Origin of the sequence: Eikenella corrodens (assembly GCF_003990355.1) — a bacterium.
In the GTDB taxonomy this organism is placed as follows: Bacteria; Pseudomonadota; Gammaproteobacteria; order Burkholderiales; family Neisseriaceae; genus Eikenella; species Eikenella corrodens_B.
The window spans coordinates 2,155,121-2,169,898 of record NZ_CP034670.1 but is presented as its reverse complement, the minus strand read 5'-3'; the positions used below and the strand labels follow the sequence as shown (position 1 = coordinate 2,169,898).

Here is a 14,778-nt window from a genome sequence, read left to right as displayed (position 1 = left end):
CTACCTGAAAAATTTTAGCCGACGCCGCATCTGACAGCCGCCCGCGCTTTCAGGTAAAATCCGCCCGACCATCATTATATTTTCAGGTAGCCCAAACCATGCTTAATAAAGACCAATTCGCCGACAACCACTTCATCCGCACCATCATCGAAGACGACCTCAAAAGTGGCAAACACACCTCCATCCAAACCCGTTTCCCGCCCGAGCCCAACGGCTATCTGCACATCGGCCACGCCAAATCCATCTGCCTGAATTTCGGTTTGGCCTATGTTTACGACGGCCTGTGCAACCTGCGTTTTGACGACACCAATCCCGAAAAAGAAAGCGACGAATACGTCAATTCCATCAAGGAAGACGTGCACTGGCTGGGCTTTGAATGGGCGGGCGAACCGCGTTTTGCCTCCAATTATTTCGACCAACTATTCGACTACGCCGTCGGCCTGATTAAAGACGGCAAAGCCTATGTCGATGATTTGACGCCCGAAGAAATGCGCGAATACCGCGGCACGCTGACCGAAGCGGGCAAAAACAGCCCTTACCGCGACCGCAGCGTCGAAGAAAACCTCGACCTGTTCACACGCATGAAAAACGGCGAATTCCCCGACGGCAGCAAAACCCTGCGCCTGAAAATCGACATGGCATCGGGCAACATCAATATGCGCGACCCCGTCATCTACCGCATCCGCCGCGCCCACCACCACAACACCGGCGACAAATGGTGCATCTACCCGATGTACGACTACACGCATTGCATTTCCGATGCCATCGAAGGCATCACGCACTCCTTATGTACGCTCGAATTTGAAGACCACCGCCCGCTCTACGACTGGGTGTTGGACAACATCCCCGCGCCGCACCCCACCCGCCCGCGCCAATACGAGTTTTCCCGTTTGGAATTGTTGTATTCCATCACCTCCAAACGCAAGCTGAACCAACTGGTTTCAGACGGCCACGTTGCCGGTTGGGACGATCCGCGTATGCCGACGATTTCCGGCATGCGCCGCCGCGGCTACACGCCCGAAGGCCTGCGCCTGTTTGCCAAACGCGCCGGTATTTCCAAATCTGAAAACATCGTCGATATGAGCGTGTTGGAAGGCGCGATTCGCGAAGAGTTGGAAAATTCCGCCCCGCGCATGATGGCCGTGTTGAATCCGCTCAAAGTAACGCTCACCAATTTTCAGACGGCCTGGACCGAAAGCCGCACTGCACCCTATCATCCGAACCGCGAAGACATGGGTAGCCGCGAACTGCCGATTTCGTCCACGCTCTACATCGAAGCCGACGATTTCAGCGAAAACCCGCCCAAGGGCTGGAAACGCCTCACGCCCGGCGGCGAAGTGCGCCTGCGCCACAGCTATGTGATGAAGTGCGACGAAGTGGTGAAAGACGCCGCCGGCAACATCGTCGAACTCAAATGCAGCTTGGATTACGACACCTTGGGCAAAAATCCCGAAGGCCGCAAAGTGAAAGGCGTTATCCACTGGCTCTCCGCCGAACACGCCGTACCCGCCACTGTGCGCCTGTACGACCGCCTGTTTACCGTGGAGCGCCCAGATGCCGTGCGCGGCAAAGACGGCGCATACCTGCCGTTCACCGATTTCCTCAACCCCGAATCGGTCAAAGAAATCACCGCCTACGTCGAAGCCTCCGCCAACGATTTGCCGAGTGAAAGCCGCTGGCAGTTTGAGCGACTGGGCTACTTCGTTACCGACCGCCGCGACCACGCGCAAGGCAAACCCGTGTTCAACCGCACGGTTACGCTGAAAGATACTTGGCAGGCCAAAGCTTAAACGCATTTCAGGCTGCCTTCGCCGTTCGCCAAAATGGCAGTCTGAAAAACAGCGAAGCGAAAACATCGTCCCACCCCAAAACCAAAAGGAAAGAAAATATGAAAACCAAACTTCCCACCCGCGCCGCCCTGATCGGCAGCCTCTGCCTGCTGGCCGCCTGCGCCTACACGCCCCCGTCCGCGCAAGTCAGCATGAAAACCGTGCGCAGCGCAAACTACGGCAGCTACCCCAGAAACTACCAACGGCAAATCCGCCAATACCTCAACGACACCCTGCTCGACCCCGACAGCGCGAAAATCCGCATCGGCACGCCGCACAAAGTGTTCCAAATATACAATCCTCTGGCAAATACATATCCGCCAAAAACACCCAGAGAGTTGAAAACCAACGAATATTACGTAGTGTGCGCAGAAGTGAACGCCAAAAACACCTTCGGCGGCTATGCCGGCTGGCAGACCAAAATCTACCGGTTCGTAGACGGCAGGATTGAAGACGAGGAACCCCTCGGTTCCTTTGGAACCAGCTTTGAGGTGTGCTCGAGCCAAGACGAGGTCTTTATCGACCCCCGCAATATGGGTAACGTGAAAGTAAACATCGTGCCGTAAATCCGTTTTCAGACGGACGTAAAGGCAGCCTGAAAGGTTTTCAGGCTGCCTTTACGCGCCAAAACGGTTTCAGGCTGCCTGAAAACCTAAATATCCGCTTCCACCCGGTCACCTTCGGCTTCCATCCAGCTACGGCGGGCGGCGGCTTCGCCTTTGCCCATCAGGCGGGTGAAGGCGGCGAGCGTGGTTTCACTATCGTGCTCGGGAATGCCCACGCGCAGCAGGCGGCGGGTGTCGGGGTTCATGGTGGTGTCTTTGAGCTGGTCGGGGTTCATTTCGCCCAGGCCTTTGAAGCAGCTGATGGAATAGGCGGATTCTTTGACTTTTTCGGCGGCGAGCCGCTCCAAAATGCCTTCGAGTTCGCCTTGGTCGAGCGCGTAGAATTTGCGCGCGGGGCGGCTTTTGCCCTGGGCATTGACATCCACGCGGAACAGCGGCGGTTGGGCAACGTAGATATGGCCGTGGCGGATCAGCGCGGGAAAGTGGCGGTAAAACAGGGTGAGCAGCAGCACTTGGATGTGTGAGCCGTCCACATCGGCGTCCGACAAAATGGCGATTTTGCCGTAGCGCATGCCGTTCCCGCCACCGTGCGCCTGTACGACCGCCTGTTCACCGAACCCCGCCCTGATGCCGTGCGCGGTGAAGACGGCGCATACCTGCCGTTCACCGATTTCCTCAACCCCGAATCAGCTAGAGAAATCACCGCCTACGTTGAAGCCGCCGCCAACGATTTGCCTGCGGAGAGCCGCTGGCAGTTTGAACGGCTGGGCTATTTCGTGACCGACCGCAAAGACCATGTGAAGGGCAAGCCCGTGTTTAACAAAACGGTGGGTTTGCGCGACACTTGGCAGGCGAAAGCACAATAAGCCCTGTGTCGGATGTGAAGGCTACCTGAAAAAGCCGGAGCCAGGTTTAGCTTCGCAGAAACTCTGCTTCGGCTACGCCGAAACATCGTTTTCAGGTAGCCTGCTTTCATGCCGGGCAGTATCTATACTTGACTAAATCACTTGGGTATTGGAAAATCCGCATCCCCTTGATGCAACAAGACCATAGCCTATGCGATTAACCACCAAAGGCCGTTTCGCCGTAACCGCCATGCTGGACTTGGCGCTGTACGGGCGCGAAAACCCCGTCAGCCTCAATGCTATCAGCGGCCGGCAGAATATTTCCTTATCCTACCTCGAACAGCTTTTCGGCAAACTGCGCCGTGCCGGGCTGGTAGAAAGCGTGCGCGGGCCCGGCGGCGGCTATCTGCTCAGCCGACAGCCCGGCAGCATCAACATTGCCGAAATCATCCACGCCGCCGAAGACAAGCTGGATGCCACCCGCTGCGGCGGCCAAACCAACTGCCACAAAGGCGCGCCCTGCCTCACGCACGATTTGTGGGAAAGCCTCAATCAAACCATCCAAGGCTACCTGAACAGTGTCTCTCTGCAAGACGTGCTGGATAAAAGGGCTGGCCACCGCCATCATGAGGCCGCCATCAGCCTTACCCATATCCGCTATAGCTAAAGCACTTCTCTGCGGCGCCGGTTTGCCGCTCTGGGAATGTGCTCCAACTATGAATGAATTACACAACCACACCTAAAAGAGAACATCATGACCATCAAAACCCCCATCTACCTCGACTACGCCGCCACCACTCCCGTTGACCAACGCGTGGCTGAAAAAATGATTCCCTATCTGACCGAAACCTTCGGCAACCCCGCATCCAGCAGTCACGCATTCGGCTGGACGGCGGAAGAAGCCGTTGAAAAAGCCCGTGCCGACATCGCCGCCCTGATTAACGCCGATGCCAAAGAAATCGTCTTCACCAGCGGCGCGACCGAGTCCGACAACCTCGCCATCAAAGGCGCGGCAAACTTCTACAAAACCAAAGGCAAACACCTCATCACCGTCAAAACCGAACACAAAGCCGTGCTCGACACCATGCGCGAACTCGAACGCCAAGGCTTTGAAGTAACCTACCTCGGCGTGAAGGAAAACGGTTTGATTGATTTGGAAGAACTCAAAGCCGCCATCCGCGACGACACCATCCTGATTTCCGTAATGTGGGTGAACAACGAAATCGGCGTGGTGCAAGACATTCCCGCTATCGGCGAAATCTGTCGCGAACGCAAAATCATCTTCCACGTCGATGCCGCCCAAGCCTGCGGCAAAGTGCCTGTTGACGTTGAAGCCGCCAAAATCGACCTGCTGTCCATGTCCGGCCACAAAGTGTACGGCCCCAAAGGCATCGGCGCGCTGTACGTCCGCCGCAAACCCCGCGTCCGCCTCGAAGCCCAAATGCACGGCGGCGGCCACGAACGCGGCTTCCGCAGCGGCACCCTGCCGACCCACCAAATCGTCGGCATGGGCGAAGCCTTCCGCATCGCCAAAGAAGAACTCGAGCAAGACATGGCGCACTACCGCAAACTGCGGGACATCTTCCTCAAAGGCATCGAAGGCATCGAAGAAGTCTATATCAACGGCGACCTCGAACACCGCGCCCCGAACAACCTGAACGTCAGCTTCAACTTCGTCGAAGGCGAAAGCCTGATTATGGCGGTCAAAGAACTCGCCGTATCCAGCGGCTCCGCCTGTACTTCTGCCAGCCTCGAGCCAAGCTACGTACTGCGCGCGCTCGGCCGCAACGACGAACTGGCGCACTCATCCCTGCGCATCACCTTCGGCCGCATGACCACCGAAGAAGAAGTGCAGTTCGCCGCCGAACTGATTAAATCCAAAATCGGCAAACTGCGCGAACTGTCGCCGCTGTGGGAAATGTTCAAAGACGGGATTGATTTGAACTCGATTGAGTGGGCGGCGCATTAAGAGCAGTCTGCACCCGACAAACCATAACACAAGGAGCAAACTATGCTGGGTTGGTGGATAACCGTTTTCAGCGATGCGGACAGGCAGGAGCCGCACCTCATCGCCTCATGGGAATGCGGCATTTTCAGTGCAAACTGGTTGGATGAACTTTGTCAAGCAGGGCACGCCGTGCAGACCGAAAACAACGGCGGCTATCCCAATGTGTACCAAACGCAGGCGCAATACGTCGCCCCGTGGCTGCTGGAGGGCAAAATCTCGCCGGATGGCCGCCTGCCTGCCCCCGCAGAGCTATCCGTTTTTATGGAAACAGACGACGGTGAAACTGTGCCGATGGAATTATACGGCTACCGCCCTTTGGAACTGCGCCGCCCCGAATTGCTGCGCGACCTGCCGCCCGAAGCGGTTTTAACGATACGGGTATTTGATTTGAGCTGAAGCATCCGTTTTCAGGCAGCCTGAAAACGCAAAAGCTAATCCGAAATACAACACGGGCAAGGCTGCCCCGTTCAAAAGCAGCCTGCACACACAAGGAAGACAACATGAACGACCAAACCACAGACGATTTCGACAACTTGGACGCGCTCCTCGACAGCTTTGACGGCGTTACCGTGGAAGGCGGCGTAGATGCCGACAACCAAGACGACGGCTGCGAAGGCGGCGCGTGCAAGATTTGATTTCAGGCAGCCCAAAAGCAGCCTGCACTCCAAAAATTTTACTAACCTGCTAAAAACACAAGGAAACATATCATGGCATACAGCGACAAAGTTATCGACCATTACGAAAACCCACGCAACGTCGGCACGTTCGACAAAGACGACAGCGACGTCGGCACCGGCATGGTGGGCGCGCCCGCCTGCGGCGACGTGATGCGCCTGCAAATCAAAGTGAACGACCAAGGCATCATCGAAGACGCCAAATTCAAAACCTACGGCTGCGGCTCCGCCATCGCCTCATCCAGCCTGATTACCGAATGGGTGAAAGGCAAAAGCCTGGACGACGCGCTGGTGATTAAAAACAGTGAAATCGCCGAAGAATTGGAATTGCCGCCTGTAAAAATCCACTGCTCAATTTTGGCGGAAGACGCGGTGAAAGCCGCCGTGGCGGACTATAAAAAGAAAAAAGGCGCGTAACATGGCCGGCGGCTGGGCGCCCGACGGCGCGGAACAGGCGCAAATTGACGCCAATTTAGACGACGCGTTGGCGGCCGCCCGGCAAAACCTGCCCTCCGGCGAAAGCGCCCGCGAATGCGCCGAATGCGGCGAGCCGATTCCCGAAGCCCGCCGCCGCGCCCTGCCCGGCGTGCAGTTGTGCATTGCCTGCCAAGAAGAGGCGGACAAGCAACAGCGTTTTCAGGCTGCCTACAACCGGCGCGGCAGTAAGGACAGCCAGCTGAAATAGGCAGCCTGAAACCGATAAATCCATAGTAACCCAGTTTTTCAATTTACAGAAAAGCCTTCAAAATGGCCGATACCCTGATTATCAACGCCCATCCCAATCCGCATTCATCCATGTCCGCCACCAACCGCATGGTTGCCCACCTGCTGGCCAAGCTTCCCGCAGGCAGCGTGCAAACCGTTAATCTGGCGGAAACCGACATCCAGACGTTGGACAAGGCCGCGGTGGAAATGTTTATCGCCACCGTGTTCCAAAGGCAGCAGCCGAACGCGGAACAGGCGGCGTTATTTGCTCGGATGATGTCTGTGGTGGAGCAAGTAAAATCCGCCCGCCGCCTCGTTATCGCCTATCCGATGTATAACTTCGGCATCCCCGCCCGCCTGAAAGACTGGCTGGACAATCTGGTTGTGCCCGACGAAACCTTCCGCTTCGGCGAAGACGGCGCACCGCAAGGCCTGATGGGCGCGCACAAAGTGCTGCTGTTACAAGCCAGCGGCAGCGTTTATTCCGCAGGCCCGATGGCGCAAATGGATTTCGCTTCAAGCTACCTGAAAACCCTGCTCGGCGGTTTCTTGGGCTTCGCTTCGGTGGACACCGTCCGCGCCGAAGGCACATCGGGTGATAATCGGGAAGTAGCGGTTCAACGTGCCTGCGCCGACATCGATGCCGTGTATGACCGCTTCGCCGCCTAACGGTTTTCAGGCAGCCTGCACCCTAAGCCCTGCGAAATACGAATGAGGAGCAAGCCTATGTTCAGCCAAGAAGAAACCCAATCTCTGCTCGCTGAAAAAGGCATCGGCAAAACCGTGCTGCAACGCTTGCAGCAAATGGGCTTGGACAACGTGGCCAAACTGGCCGCCGCCGATGTGGACGACATGCTGCAACAGGGCGCGGCGCTCACCGGCAGCACCTGCTGGAAAAACAGCCCGCAGGCACGCGCCGCCATGCAGGCTGCCGTGAGCTGGGCAAAGCGGCAGAAGGCGGCAAAGTAAGGCTACCTGAAAATAAGTGGATTAAAAGCGGCTAGCCTCAGGGCGTGCAGGCAATATATCAATGCAGGTCAACGCCCTTGCATGGCGATTTTAATCCGCTATATCCGCCGCTCGAACAACGAGGCCTTATGCAAACCAAATTGCTTCTTCCAATCCCTACCGTATTGCTGCTGGTTGGTTGTGCCGTCTCCATCGGCAATCTGCCCGCGCTCACGGCGGAAAATGAAGAGAGCCTGCGGATGTGCGAAAAACAGCATGCCCGCATCCTCCCGCCGCTGCCGGAAGGCCTGCCCGACGGCAAATACCGTTGGCCGCCCGGGGGAGATAGGCAGGTCGTGATCAAAAACGGCCGGCTCTCGCAGTTGGAAATATTCCATCCAAACGGCAGAGTCCGCACCCGGCACAGCTATAACGCACAGGGCAAGATTGAAGGTTGGTCACCCGGCTACCTGTCGGACGGCACATTGCGCCTGCGCCTGCTCTACCGGAACGGCACTGTTACCCGCCTGCAGGCATACAATCGGGCGGGCCGTTTGGAAAAAGACGAAATCATCGACTGCGCCGCCCGCACGAGAACGCCAGTGGCAGTACGGCCGGATAATGCCAAACCTTAACCGAAAGGCTGCCTGAAACCTGATACTGCTTTTCAGGTAGCCTCTATCAAAAATCGAAAACAAAGGAAACCCCATGATTACACTCACCCCCAACGCTGCCGACCATATCCGCAGCTTCCTCACCAAGCGCGGCAAAGGCGAAGGCATCCGCATCGGCGTGAAAACCAGCGGCTGCTCCGGCATGGCCTATACGCTGGAATTTGCCGACGAAATCCTGCCTGATGATTTGGTATTTGAAGGGCATGGCGTGAAAGTGTTTGTTGATCCGAAAAGTCATGTGTATCTCGACGGCACCGAACTGGACTTTACCAAAGAAGGCTTGCAGGAAGGCTTTAAGTTCGCCAACCCGAACGTGAAAAACGAATGCGGTTGCGGCGAAAGCTTTAATGTTTGAGCCCTTGGATTAGTGCATCAGAAGGCTACCTGAAACCGCGATTGTGGTTTTCAGGTAGCCTTATCGGCTACAATGCGGCCGTTTCTTTGATTGGATTGATGATGGCAACCCGTTCCAAATCCTCCAAAAGTTGGCTGAACGAGCACGTGAACGACCCCTATGTGCATCAGGCGCAGAAAGACGGCTACCGTGCCCGGGCGGCATACAAATTGCTGGAGATCAACGAAAAAGACAAGTTGATTAAAAACGGCACGGTGCTGGCCGATTTGGGCAGCGCACCGGGCAGCTGGTCGCAGGTGGCGGTTAAGCTGGCGGGGGCGCAGGGCAGGGTGTTTGCATTGGATATTTTGCCGATGGAGCCGATTGCCGGGGTATCGTTTATCCAAGGAGATTTCCGCGAAAACGAGGTGCTGGAAGAGTTGGAAAACCTGCTCGAAGGCCGCGCGCTAGACCTTGTAATTTGCGATATGGCACCCAATATGTCGGGCAATGCGGTAACCGATCAGGCGCGCAGCTATGTTTTGTGCGAGCTGGCGCTGGATTTTGCCGCCGAGCATCTGAAAACCGGCGGCAATATGTTGGTGAAGGTGTTCCAAGGCGCGGGTTTTCAGGAATATATGCAGGCCATGCGCGGGGTGTTTTCCCAAGTGCAGGTGCGCAAGCCCAAGGCCTCGCGCAGCCGTTCCAGCGAGGTATATCTGCTGGGCAGGAATAAGCGGTAATCAGCAAGGTGCTGGTTATCATCTGTTTTTTTATTTGTGGCATTTTAATTAGTTAGGAGCTTGTTACCGTGCGTAACACCATGAGGACGATTTTGGTTTGGCTGTTTCTGGCCGGGGTGCTGCTTGCCTCGGCCCAAACGTTGCTAGGCAAGAGGGAAGACAAACAGCTGATCAACTATTCGCAGTTTATCCAGCAGGTAAACAAAGGCGAAGTGGCCAAGGTGGATATTGAAGGCACGCTGCTGAGCGGTTATGTGATCAAAGGCGAGCGCACCGACAAATCCAAGTTCTACACCAATGCGCCGATGGACGACAAACTCCTGACGATGCTGCAGGATAAAAACGTTGATTTCCGCTATATCCCCGAAGAAAAGCCCGGTCTGTGGAGCAATATTTTCTTCACCAGCCTGTTGCCGGTATTGTTGCTGATTGGCGCTTGGTTCTACTTTTTGCGTATGCAAAACGGCGGCGGGGGCAAAGGCGGGGCGTTTTCCTTCGGTAAAAGCCGTGCCCGGCTGCTGGATAAAGATGCCAACCGCGTAACCTTCGCCGATGTGGCCGGTTGCGACGAGGCGAAAGAAGAAGTGCAGGAAATCGTGGATTACCTCCAAGCGCCGAACCGTTACCAGAGCTTGGGCGGCCGCGTGCCGCGCGGAATTTTGCTGGCCGGCAGCCCGGGTACGGGTAAAACCTTGCTGGCCAAGGCGATTGCCGGCGAAGCAGGCGTGCCGTTTTTCAGCATTTCCGGCTCGGACTTTGTGGAAATGTTCGTGGGCGTGGGTGCTTCCCGCGTGCGCGATATGTTTGAGCAGGCCAAGAAAAATGCGCCCTGCATCATTTTTATCGACGAAATCGACGCCGTGGGCCGCCAGCGTGGTGCCGGTTTGGGCGGCGGCAACGATGAACGCGAACAAACCTTGAACCAGCTCCTGGTGGAGATGGATGGTTTTGAAAGCAATCAAACAGTGATCGTGATTGCCGCTACCAACCGCCCAGACGTGCTCGATCCGGCTTTGCAGCGCCCCGGCCGTTTCGACCGCCAAGTGGTGGTGCCGCTGCCCGATATCCGCGGCCGCGAGCAGATTTTGAAAGTGCACGCCAAGCGAGTGCCGCTGGATGCTTCGGTGGATTTGGTATCGCTGGCGCGCGGCACGCCCGGTTTTTCCGGCGCGGATTTGGCCAACTTGGTGAACGAGGCTGCTCTGTTTGCCGGCCGTCGCAATAAAATCAAAGTCGATCAGAGCGACTTTGAAGATGCCAAAGACAAAATCTATATGGGCCCCGAGCGGCGCAGCATGGTGATGCATGAAGACGAAAAACGCGCCACCGCTTATCACGAAGCCGGCCATGCCATCGTGGCGGAGAGCCTGCCGTTTACCGATCCGGTGCACAAAGTAACCATCATGCCGCGCGGCCGTGCGCTGGGTCTGACCTGGCAGCTGCCGGAGCGCGACCGCATTTCGATGTATAAAGACCAAATGCTCAGCCAGCTGGCCATCCTGTTTGGCGGGCGCATTGCCGAAGATATTTTTATCGGCCGCATTTCCACCGGCGCGTCTAACGATTTCGAACGCGCCACGCAGATGGCGCGGGAGATGGTAACGCGTTATGGCATGAGCGAGAAAATGGGCGTCATGGTGTATGCCGAAAACGAAGGCGAAGTGTTCCTCGGCCGCAGCGTTACCCGTTCGCAGCATATTTCCGAAAAAACCCAGCAGGAAGTAGATGCCGAAATCCGCCGCATTCTGGACGAACAATATGCGGTGGCCTACAAAATCTTGGATGAAAACCGCGATAAGATGGAAACCATGTGCAAGGCTTTGATGGAATGGGAAACCATCGATCGCGATCAAGTGCTGGAGATTATGGCAGGCAAACAGCCCAGCCCACCGAAAGACTACAGCCACAATGTTCGTGGCGACAACGACGCTGATGCGGGCAATAATGAGGCAACGGATGCGGACGAAACCGACCGGCCAATTGCCGACCCCGCTCCGGCTCTGGCAGATGAAGCCGCCGGGCAAGACCAAGTTGTTGCCCCATTGAGCACGCAGGCTGCAGAGGATACGGAGCAGCAAGAGGCTGCTGCCGACAAACAGCCTTGAAATCACGGTATATATTTCCCCACCCACATATCCGATGAAAGGAAAAACGATGAGCCAAAATGAAAACCTCCAGCCGGAAGCTGCCGATAACAATGCACCGCAAGTACAGGAAGATATCGAGCTGAAGGTGCTCAACAATGCCGATAGCAACAACGGCGAAACCACCGAAAGCGGCTGCTGCGGCGTTTGCGGCGGCTAAATTCGGTTGGTTCTTTCAATAAAGGCTACCTGAAAGCGTGAGCTGCAACGCTAAACTTTCAGGTAGCCTTTTGGTTGTGCTATTAAAGTATAGAGATAAAGCTTTCGGTAAAGTGTGGGTGATGCAAACCAACGAGGTATGCAGAAGCCGCTTTGAATACCAGAAAGGCTACCTGAAAGTAGGCTTTGCACATGTCTGCGAAGCCGATTTTCAGGTAGCTTTTTTATAGTGAATTAACAAAAACCGGTACGGCGTTGGCTCGCCTTGCCGTAACGTGTGTACTGTCTGCGGCTCGCCGCCTTGCCCTGATTTTTGTTAATCCACTATATTGCGGAACAGTACTCAGCCTTTACCCTTGCCGCCTGGCGGCCATGCGTTTGCCGATGATGTGCAGTTCGGCCTCGGGAATTTTTTGGTCGCCTAGGTTGAACAGCTGCTCTTCGCGCGGAATGTGGAAGTCGTAGCCGGCAGTGAAGCGGGTGATGAGCTCGGAGTTGAGCGGCGTGCCGTCGGCGAGGGATGCCAGGTGTCGGTTGAGCAAATCCCAGTTGCTGTGCAGGGATTGGTGTTCGCTTTCCAACTCTTGGATCAGCGCTTTGGCTTCGGGGGCGTATTGCAGCAGCAGGGGAAAGAAATCTTCTTCTTCGTCTTGGTGGTGCAGCGGGGCGGCTACGTTGAAATAGTGACGGATTTGGGTAACGGCTTGCTCAGCTATGGTGTTGTAGCCGTGCTGTTGCAGATAGTCGGGCAGGGCGTGCAGCTGGCTGCAGAAGCGTTTTACTTTGCCATGGCAGGCGCGCAGCATGGCGGTGGGTTGCTCGAAGGTAACGGAGCGGGTGTTGAATAAGTCCATGATGTGTATTGTTGAGGCTACCTGAAAAGCAAAATGCTGCCGTAATACGGCAGCAGTGTCAATGTGTGGGCAGGGTTAGGTGGGTGGCGACGGCAACGCGGCTATTGCAGGCTGTTTTTGCCGGCGGCAGCCTGATGGTTGTCGCTGTGGTCGCCTAGGTAGGAAACGGCCAAATCGGCGCAGCAGCCGCAGCAGGTGGCCACGCCCAAGGCGTTTTGCAGATCGGTAAGGCTGGTGGCTCCGGCGGCAACGGTTTCTTTGATTTGACGGTCGGAAATGGCATTGCAAACGCAGACGAACATGGGTGTGCCCCTTGAAAATAGTGGTTCTATTGATAATCAGTATTATTGATATATGGTAATGGAAACCAGTTGGGATGGCAATAGGTTTTTATGTAAATAGGGCAGGGCGGGGAGCGATGTTGCAATTGTGGTTTCAGGTAGCCTGATAGTGGTGCATTGCAACCCCAATTCATTTTCGCTACAGCGTTACTTTGACTTGCCGTACCGCCGTATTGTCTGCGGCTCGCTACCTTGTATTAAAAGCTAATTTGGTTTGCATGGTAGGGCTTATGCCATAAGTTTGGCTGTCTGCTGGCGCTTTATAGTAAAATGCGGCCACTTTTTTATCTGTTGGGTAATGATGAATATGAAGGAAGTTTCGTGGTTCCGGTTGTGGCCGTATGCTTTGTTGGCGGCTTTGGTGGTGGTGTTGGATCAGTGGAGCAAGCTGTGGGTGGTGGATCATATTATGTACAACTGGCGCGAGCCGGTGATCGAGGGTTTTTTCGATTTGACTCATGTGTACAACCCCGGTGCGGCGTTTAGTTTCTTGGCCGGTGCTTCTGGCTGGCAGAAATACCTGTTTGCCGGTTTGGCGGCGGTGGTGACGCTGTATTTGGCATCGGGTATCCGTTCGGGGAAATTCGGCCGGTTGGGCGATGTGGCGGCGGCGATGATTATCGGCGGCGCCATCGGCAATGTTATCGACCGTATCAACTACGGCCATGTCATTGATTTCTTGTTGTTTTATTGGAATAATCACTACTATCCGGCATTTAATGTGGCCGACAGTTTTATCTGCATTGGCGCAGCATTGTTCGTAATTGACGGTTTCCGTCAGGGCAAGCGTAATCAGGCTACCTGAAAGTGTCAGCTTCAGTGATAGCCAAACCAACCACACTCAGAGGAAAAAATATGGCGAAAACCATTATGCTGGCCAATCCGCGCGGCTTTTGCGCGGGGGTGGACCGCGCCATCAATATTGTGGAACGGGCATTGGAGCTGTTTGGCGCGCCGATTTATGTGCGGCACGAAGTGGTGCACAATAAATTCGTGGTGGACAATTTGCGCGCCAAAGGAGCGGTTTTTATCGAAGAATTGGCAGATGTGCCGCCTGGCGCTACGCTGATTTACTCGGCGCACGGCGTATCCAAGGCGGTGCAGGAGGAAGCGGCGGAGCGCGGTTTCCGCGTGTTTGATGCTACTTGCCCACTGGTTACCAAGGTGCACCGCGAAGTGGCGCGTTTGGATGAGCATGGCTACCAAATCATCATGATTGGTCATGCCGGCCATCCGGAAGTGGAAGGCACTATGGGGCAGCTGCCGCCGGGCAGTATGCTTTTGGTGGAAACGGCGGCGGATGTGGCCGATTTGGAAGTGCGCAATCCCGATAAACTCGCGCACGTGAGCCAAACCACGTTGTCGATTGACGAAACTAAGGAAATCATCGATGCGCTGCGGGCGCGTTTCCCCAATATCCGCAGCCCGCACAAGGAAGACATCTGCTATGCCACCACCAACCGCCAAGAAGCAGTGAAGCAGCTGGCGGCGGCCAGTGATGTAGTGGTGGTGGTGGGCTCGCCCAATTCTTCTAATAGCAACCGTTTGCGCGAAGTGGCCGCACAACATGGCGTGGATGCTTATATGGTGGACAATGCAGGCTACCTGAAAAAAGAATGGTTTGCCGGCAAAGAGCGGGTGGGGATTACGGCCGGAGCCTCCGCGCCGGAAGTACTGGTACAAGAGGTGGTGGACACTGTGCACGGCTGGGGCTTTGAGACGGTGCGGGAAGGCGAAGGGGAAGAAGAGAGCATTGTGTTTGTGCTGCCCAAAGAGCTGCGTGGATGAGCAGGGGCAGATTTGAAGCAACTGATATGCAAAAAAGGCTACCTGAAAAATATTTCAGGTAGCCTTTTGCTTGGTATGGAAAGGGTAGTGGATTCGATTTAAACCAGTATGGTGTTTGTCACATGCCGCAGCATACTCTTTGCGGCTCGTCACCTAGTGCTGATTG

General features: G+C 55.6%; 19 protein-coding genes and 2 pseudogenes. 18 read left to right on the top strand and 3 right to left on the bottom strand.

Translation table 11 applies throughout. The features are described 5' to 3' along the window. Positions 1-98: 98 nt before the first annotated feature. Complete coding sequence (locus ELB75_RS10985; protein ID WP_126983929.1) at positions 99-1,790, top strand: glutamine--tRNA ligase/YqeY domain fusion protein; 1,692 nt, start codon at positions 99-101, stop codon at positions 1,788-1,790. Between the two features lie 98 nt (positions 1,791-1,888). Continuing rightward, positions 1,889-2,395 (top strand): hypothetical protein, encoded by a 507-nt coding sequence (locus tag ELB75_RS10980; RefSeq protein ID WP_126983928.1) that lies wholly within the window; start codon positions 1,889-1,891, stop codon positions 2,393-2,395. 86 nt (positions 2,396-2,481) lie between these two features. On the opposite strand, the pseudogene ELB75_RS10975 reads toward ELB75_RS10980, so the two are convergent. After that, a pseudogene (locus ELB75_RS10975) lies at positions 2,482-3,081 on the bottom strand (DNA topoisomerase IV subunit B); the annotation flags it as partial. Here ELB75_RS10975 and ELB75_RS10970 point away from each other — a divergent pair. The 14 genes and pseudogenes from ELB75_RS10970 to ELB75_RS12555 form a co-directional block, all read left to right on the top strand. Further along, positions 2,965-3,261, top strand: a pseudogene (locus ELB75_RS10970) (glutamine--tRNA ligase); the annotation flags it as partial. The pseudogenes ELB75_RS10975 and ELB75_RS10970 overlap by 117 nt on opposite strands. A gap of 190 nt (positions 3,262-3,451) precedes the next feature. Continuing rightward, positions 3,452-3,907, top strand: coding sequence for an Rrf2 family transcriptional regulator (locus ELB75_RS10965; protein WP_126983927.1), 456 nt, complete (start codon positions 3,452-3,454; stop codon positions 3,905-3,907). 87 nt (positions 3,908-3,994) lie between these two features. Then, a complete protein-coding gene (locus ELB75_RS10960) occupies positions 3,995-5,209 on the top strand; it encodes an IscS subfamily cysteine desulfurase (RefSeq protein WP_126983926.1) in 1,215 nt (404 codons plus the stop codon). 42 nt (positions 5,210-5,251) lie between these two features. After that, positions 5,252-5,644 carry a hypothetical protein gene (locus tag ELB75_RS10955; protein ID WP_126983925.1) on the top strand — a complete coding sequence of 131 codons (393 nt, stop codon included), beginning with the start codon at positions 5,252-5,254 and terminating at the stop codon, positions 5,642-5,644. Positions 5,645-5,748: 104 nt separating this feature from the next. Next, positions 5,749-5,883, top strand: a complete 135-nt coding sequence (locus tag ELB75_RS13060; RefSeq protein WP_277600817.1) for a hypothetical protein — start codon at positions 5,749-5,751, stop codon at positions 5,881-5,883. Positions 5,884-5,955: 72 nt separating this feature from the next. Beyond that, entirely contained in the window at positions 5,956-6,339 is a 384-nt protein-coding gene (gene iscU / locus ELB75_RS10950; RefSeq protein WP_126983924.1) for a Fe-S cluster assembly scaffold IscU, read from the top strand. Position 6,340: 1 nt separating this feature from the next. Then, positions 6,341-6,607: a DksA/TraR family C4-type zinc finger protein gene (locus tag ELB75_RS10945; protein ID WP_023887210.1), complete on the top strand. Its 267-nt coding sequence runs from the start codon at positions 6,341-6,343 to the stop codon at positions 6,605-6,607. Between the two features lie 62 nt (positions 6,608-6,669). Beyond that, entirely contained in the window at positions 6,670-7,296 is a 627-nt protein-coding gene (locus tag ELB75_RS10940; protein WP_126983923.1) for an FMN-dependent NADH-azoreductase, read from the top strand. Positions 7,297-7,353: 57 nt separating this feature from the next. Then, positions 7,354-7,596 carry a recombinase RecA gene (locus ELB75_RS10935; RefSeq protein ID WP_126983922.1) on the top strand — a complete coding sequence of 81 codons (243 nt, stop codon included), beginning with the start codon at positions 7,354-7,356 and terminating at the stop codon, positions 7,594-7,596. A gap of 128 nt (positions 7,597-7,724) precedes the next feature. Further along, a complete protein-coding gene (locus ELB75_RS10930; protein ID WP_126983921.1) occupies positions 7,725-8,210 on the top strand; it encodes a toxin-antitoxin system YwqK family antitoxin in 486 nt (161 codons plus the stop codon). A 73-nt stretch (positions 8,211-8,283) separates the two neighbouring features. Continuing rightward, positions 8,284-8,604 carry an iron-sulfur cluster assembly protein IscA gene (gene iscA, locus ELB75_RS10925; protein WP_126983920.1) on the top strand — a complete coding sequence of 107 codons (321 nt, stop codon included), beginning with the start codon at positions 8,284-8,286 and terminating at the stop codon, positions 8,602-8,604. Positions 8,605-8,705: 101 nt separating this feature from the next. Next, a complete protein-coding gene (locus ELB75_RS10920) occupies positions 8,706-9,326 on the top strand; it encodes an RlmE family RNA methyltransferase (RefSeq protein WP_126984295.1) in 621 nt (206 codons plus the stop codon). 80 nt (positions 9,327-9,406) lie between these two features. Then, on the top strand, positions 9,407-11,431 hold the full coding sequence (gene ftsH, locus ELB75_RS10915) for an ATP-dependent zinc metalloprotease FtsH (RefSeq protein ID WP_126984294.1): 2,025 nt from the start codon (positions 9,407-9,409) through the stop codon (positions 11,429-11,431). A gap of 49 nt (positions 11,432-11,480) precedes the next feature. After that, the gene (locus ELB75_RS12555; RefSeq protein ID WP_164726893.1) at positions 11,481-11,630 is read left to right on the top strand and encodes a hypothetical protein; all 150 of its coding nucleotides are present in this window, start codon (positions 11,481-11,483) and stop codon (positions 11,628-11,630) included. 349 nt (positions 11,631-11,979) lie between these two features. On the opposite strand, the gene ELB75_RS10910 is transcribed toward ELB75_RS12555, so the two are convergent. Next, positions 11,980-12,483 carry a hemerythrin domain-containing protein gene (locus tag ELB75_RS10910; protein ID WP_126983919.1) on the bottom strand — a complete coding sequence of 168 codons (504 nt, stop codon included), beginning with the start codon at positions 12,481-12,483 and terminating at the stop codon, positions 11,980-11,982. Positions 12,484-12,584: 101 nt separating this feature from the next. Further along, on the bottom strand, positions 12,585-12,785 hold the full coding sequence (locus ELB75_RS10905; protein WP_126983918.1) for a (2Fe-2S)-binding protein: 201 nt from the start codon (positions 12,783-12,785) through the stop codon (positions 12,585-12,587). A gap of 337 nt (positions 12,786-13,122) precedes the next feature. Here ELB75_RS10905 and lspA point away from each other — a divergent pair, with 337 nt between their 5' ends. Both lspA and ispH read left to right on the top strand, forming a co-directional pair. Continuing rightward, positions 13,123-13,629: a signal peptidase II gene (lspA, locus tag ELB75_RS10900; protein WP_431306047.1), complete on the top strand. Its 507-nt coding sequence runs from the start codon at positions 13,123-13,125 to the stop codon at positions 13,627-13,629. Positions 13,630-13,679: 50 nt separating this feature from the next. Then, on the top strand, positions 13,680-14,612 hold the full coding sequence (gene ispH, locus ELB75_RS10895; RefSeq protein WP_064089908.1) for a 4-hydroxy-3-methylbut-2-enyl diphosphate reductase: 933 nt from the start codon (positions 13,680-13,682) through the stop codon (positions 14,610-14,612). Positions 14,613-14,778: the final 166 nt, after the last annotated feature.

Bases quoted from the DNA above. Each gene is read 5' to 3' on its own strand.
- ELB75_RS10985 (WP_126983929.1), top strand. From the start codon at position 99: ATGCTTAATAAAGACCAATTCGCCGACAACCACTTCATCCGCACCATC.
- ELB75_RS10980 (WP_126983928.1), top strand. From the start codon at position 1,889: ATGAAAACCAAACTTCCCACCCGCGCCGCCCTGATCGGCAGCCTCTGC.
- ELB75_RS10965 (WP_126983927.1), top strand. From the start codon at position 3,452: ATGCGATTAACCACCAAAGGCCGTTTCGCCGTAACCGCCATGCTGGAC.
- ELB75_RS10960 (WP_126983926.1), top strand. From the start codon at position 3,995: ATGACCATCAAAACCCCCATCTACCTCGACTACGCCGCCACCACTCCC.
- ELB75_RS10955 (WP_126983925.1), top strand. From the start codon at position 5,252: ATGCTGGGTTGGTGGATAACCGTTTTCAGCGATGCGGACAGGCAGGAG.
- ELB75_RS13060 (WP_277600817.1), top strand. From the start codon at position 5,749: ATGAACGACCAAACCACAGACGATTTCGACAACTTGGACGCGCTCCTC.
- iscU (WP_126983924.1), top strand. From the start codon at position 5,956: ATGGCATACAGCGACAAAGTTATCGACCATTACGAAAACCCACGCAAC.
- ELB75_RS10945 (WP_023887210.1), top strand. From the start codon at position 6,341: ATGGCCGGCGGCTGGGCGCCCGACGGCGCGGAACAGGCGCAAATTGAC.
- ELB75_RS10940 (WP_126983923.1), top strand. From the start codon at position 6,670: ATGGCCGATACCCTGATTATCAACGCCCATCCCAATCCGCATTCATCC.
- ELB75_RS10935 (WP_126983922.1), top strand. From the start codon at position 7,354: ATGTTCAGCCAAGAAGAAACCCAATCTCTGCTCGCTGAAAAAGGCATC.
- ELB75_RS10930 (WP_126983921.1), top strand. From the start codon at position 7,725: ATGCAAACCAAATTGCTTCTTCCAATCCCTACCGTATTGCTGCTGGTT.
- iscA (WP_126983920.1), top strand. From the start codon at position 8,284: ATGATTACACTCACCCCCAACGCTGCCGACCATATCCGCAGCTTCCTC.
- ELB75_RS10920 (WP_126984295.1), top strand. From the start codon at position 8,706: ATGGCAACCCGTTCCAAATCCTCCAAAAGTTGGCTGAACGAGCACGTG.
- ftsH (WP_126984294.1), top strand. From the start codon at position 9,407: ATGAGGACGATTTTGGTTTGGCTGTTTCTGGCCGGGGTGCTGCTTGCC.
- ELB75_RS12555 (WP_164726893.1), top strand. From the start codon at position 11,481: ATGAGCCAAAATGAAAACCTCCAGCCGGAAGCTGCCGATAACAATGCA.
- ELB75_RS10910 (WP_126983919.1), bottom strand. From the start codon at position 12,483: ATGGACTTATTCAACACCCGCTCCGTTACCTTCGAGCAACCCACCGCC.
- ELB75_RS10905 (WP_126983918.1), bottom strand. From the start codon at position 12,785: ATGTTCGTCTGCGTTTGCAATGCCATTTCCGACCGTCAAATCAAAGAA.
- lspA (WP_431306047.1), top strand. From the start codon at position 13,123: ATGATGAATATGAAGGAAGTTTCGTGGTTCCGGTTGTGGCCGTATGCT.
- ispH (WP_064089908.1), top strand. From the start codon at position 13,680: ATGGCGAAAACCATTATGCTGGCCAATCCGCGCGGCTTTTGCGCGGGG.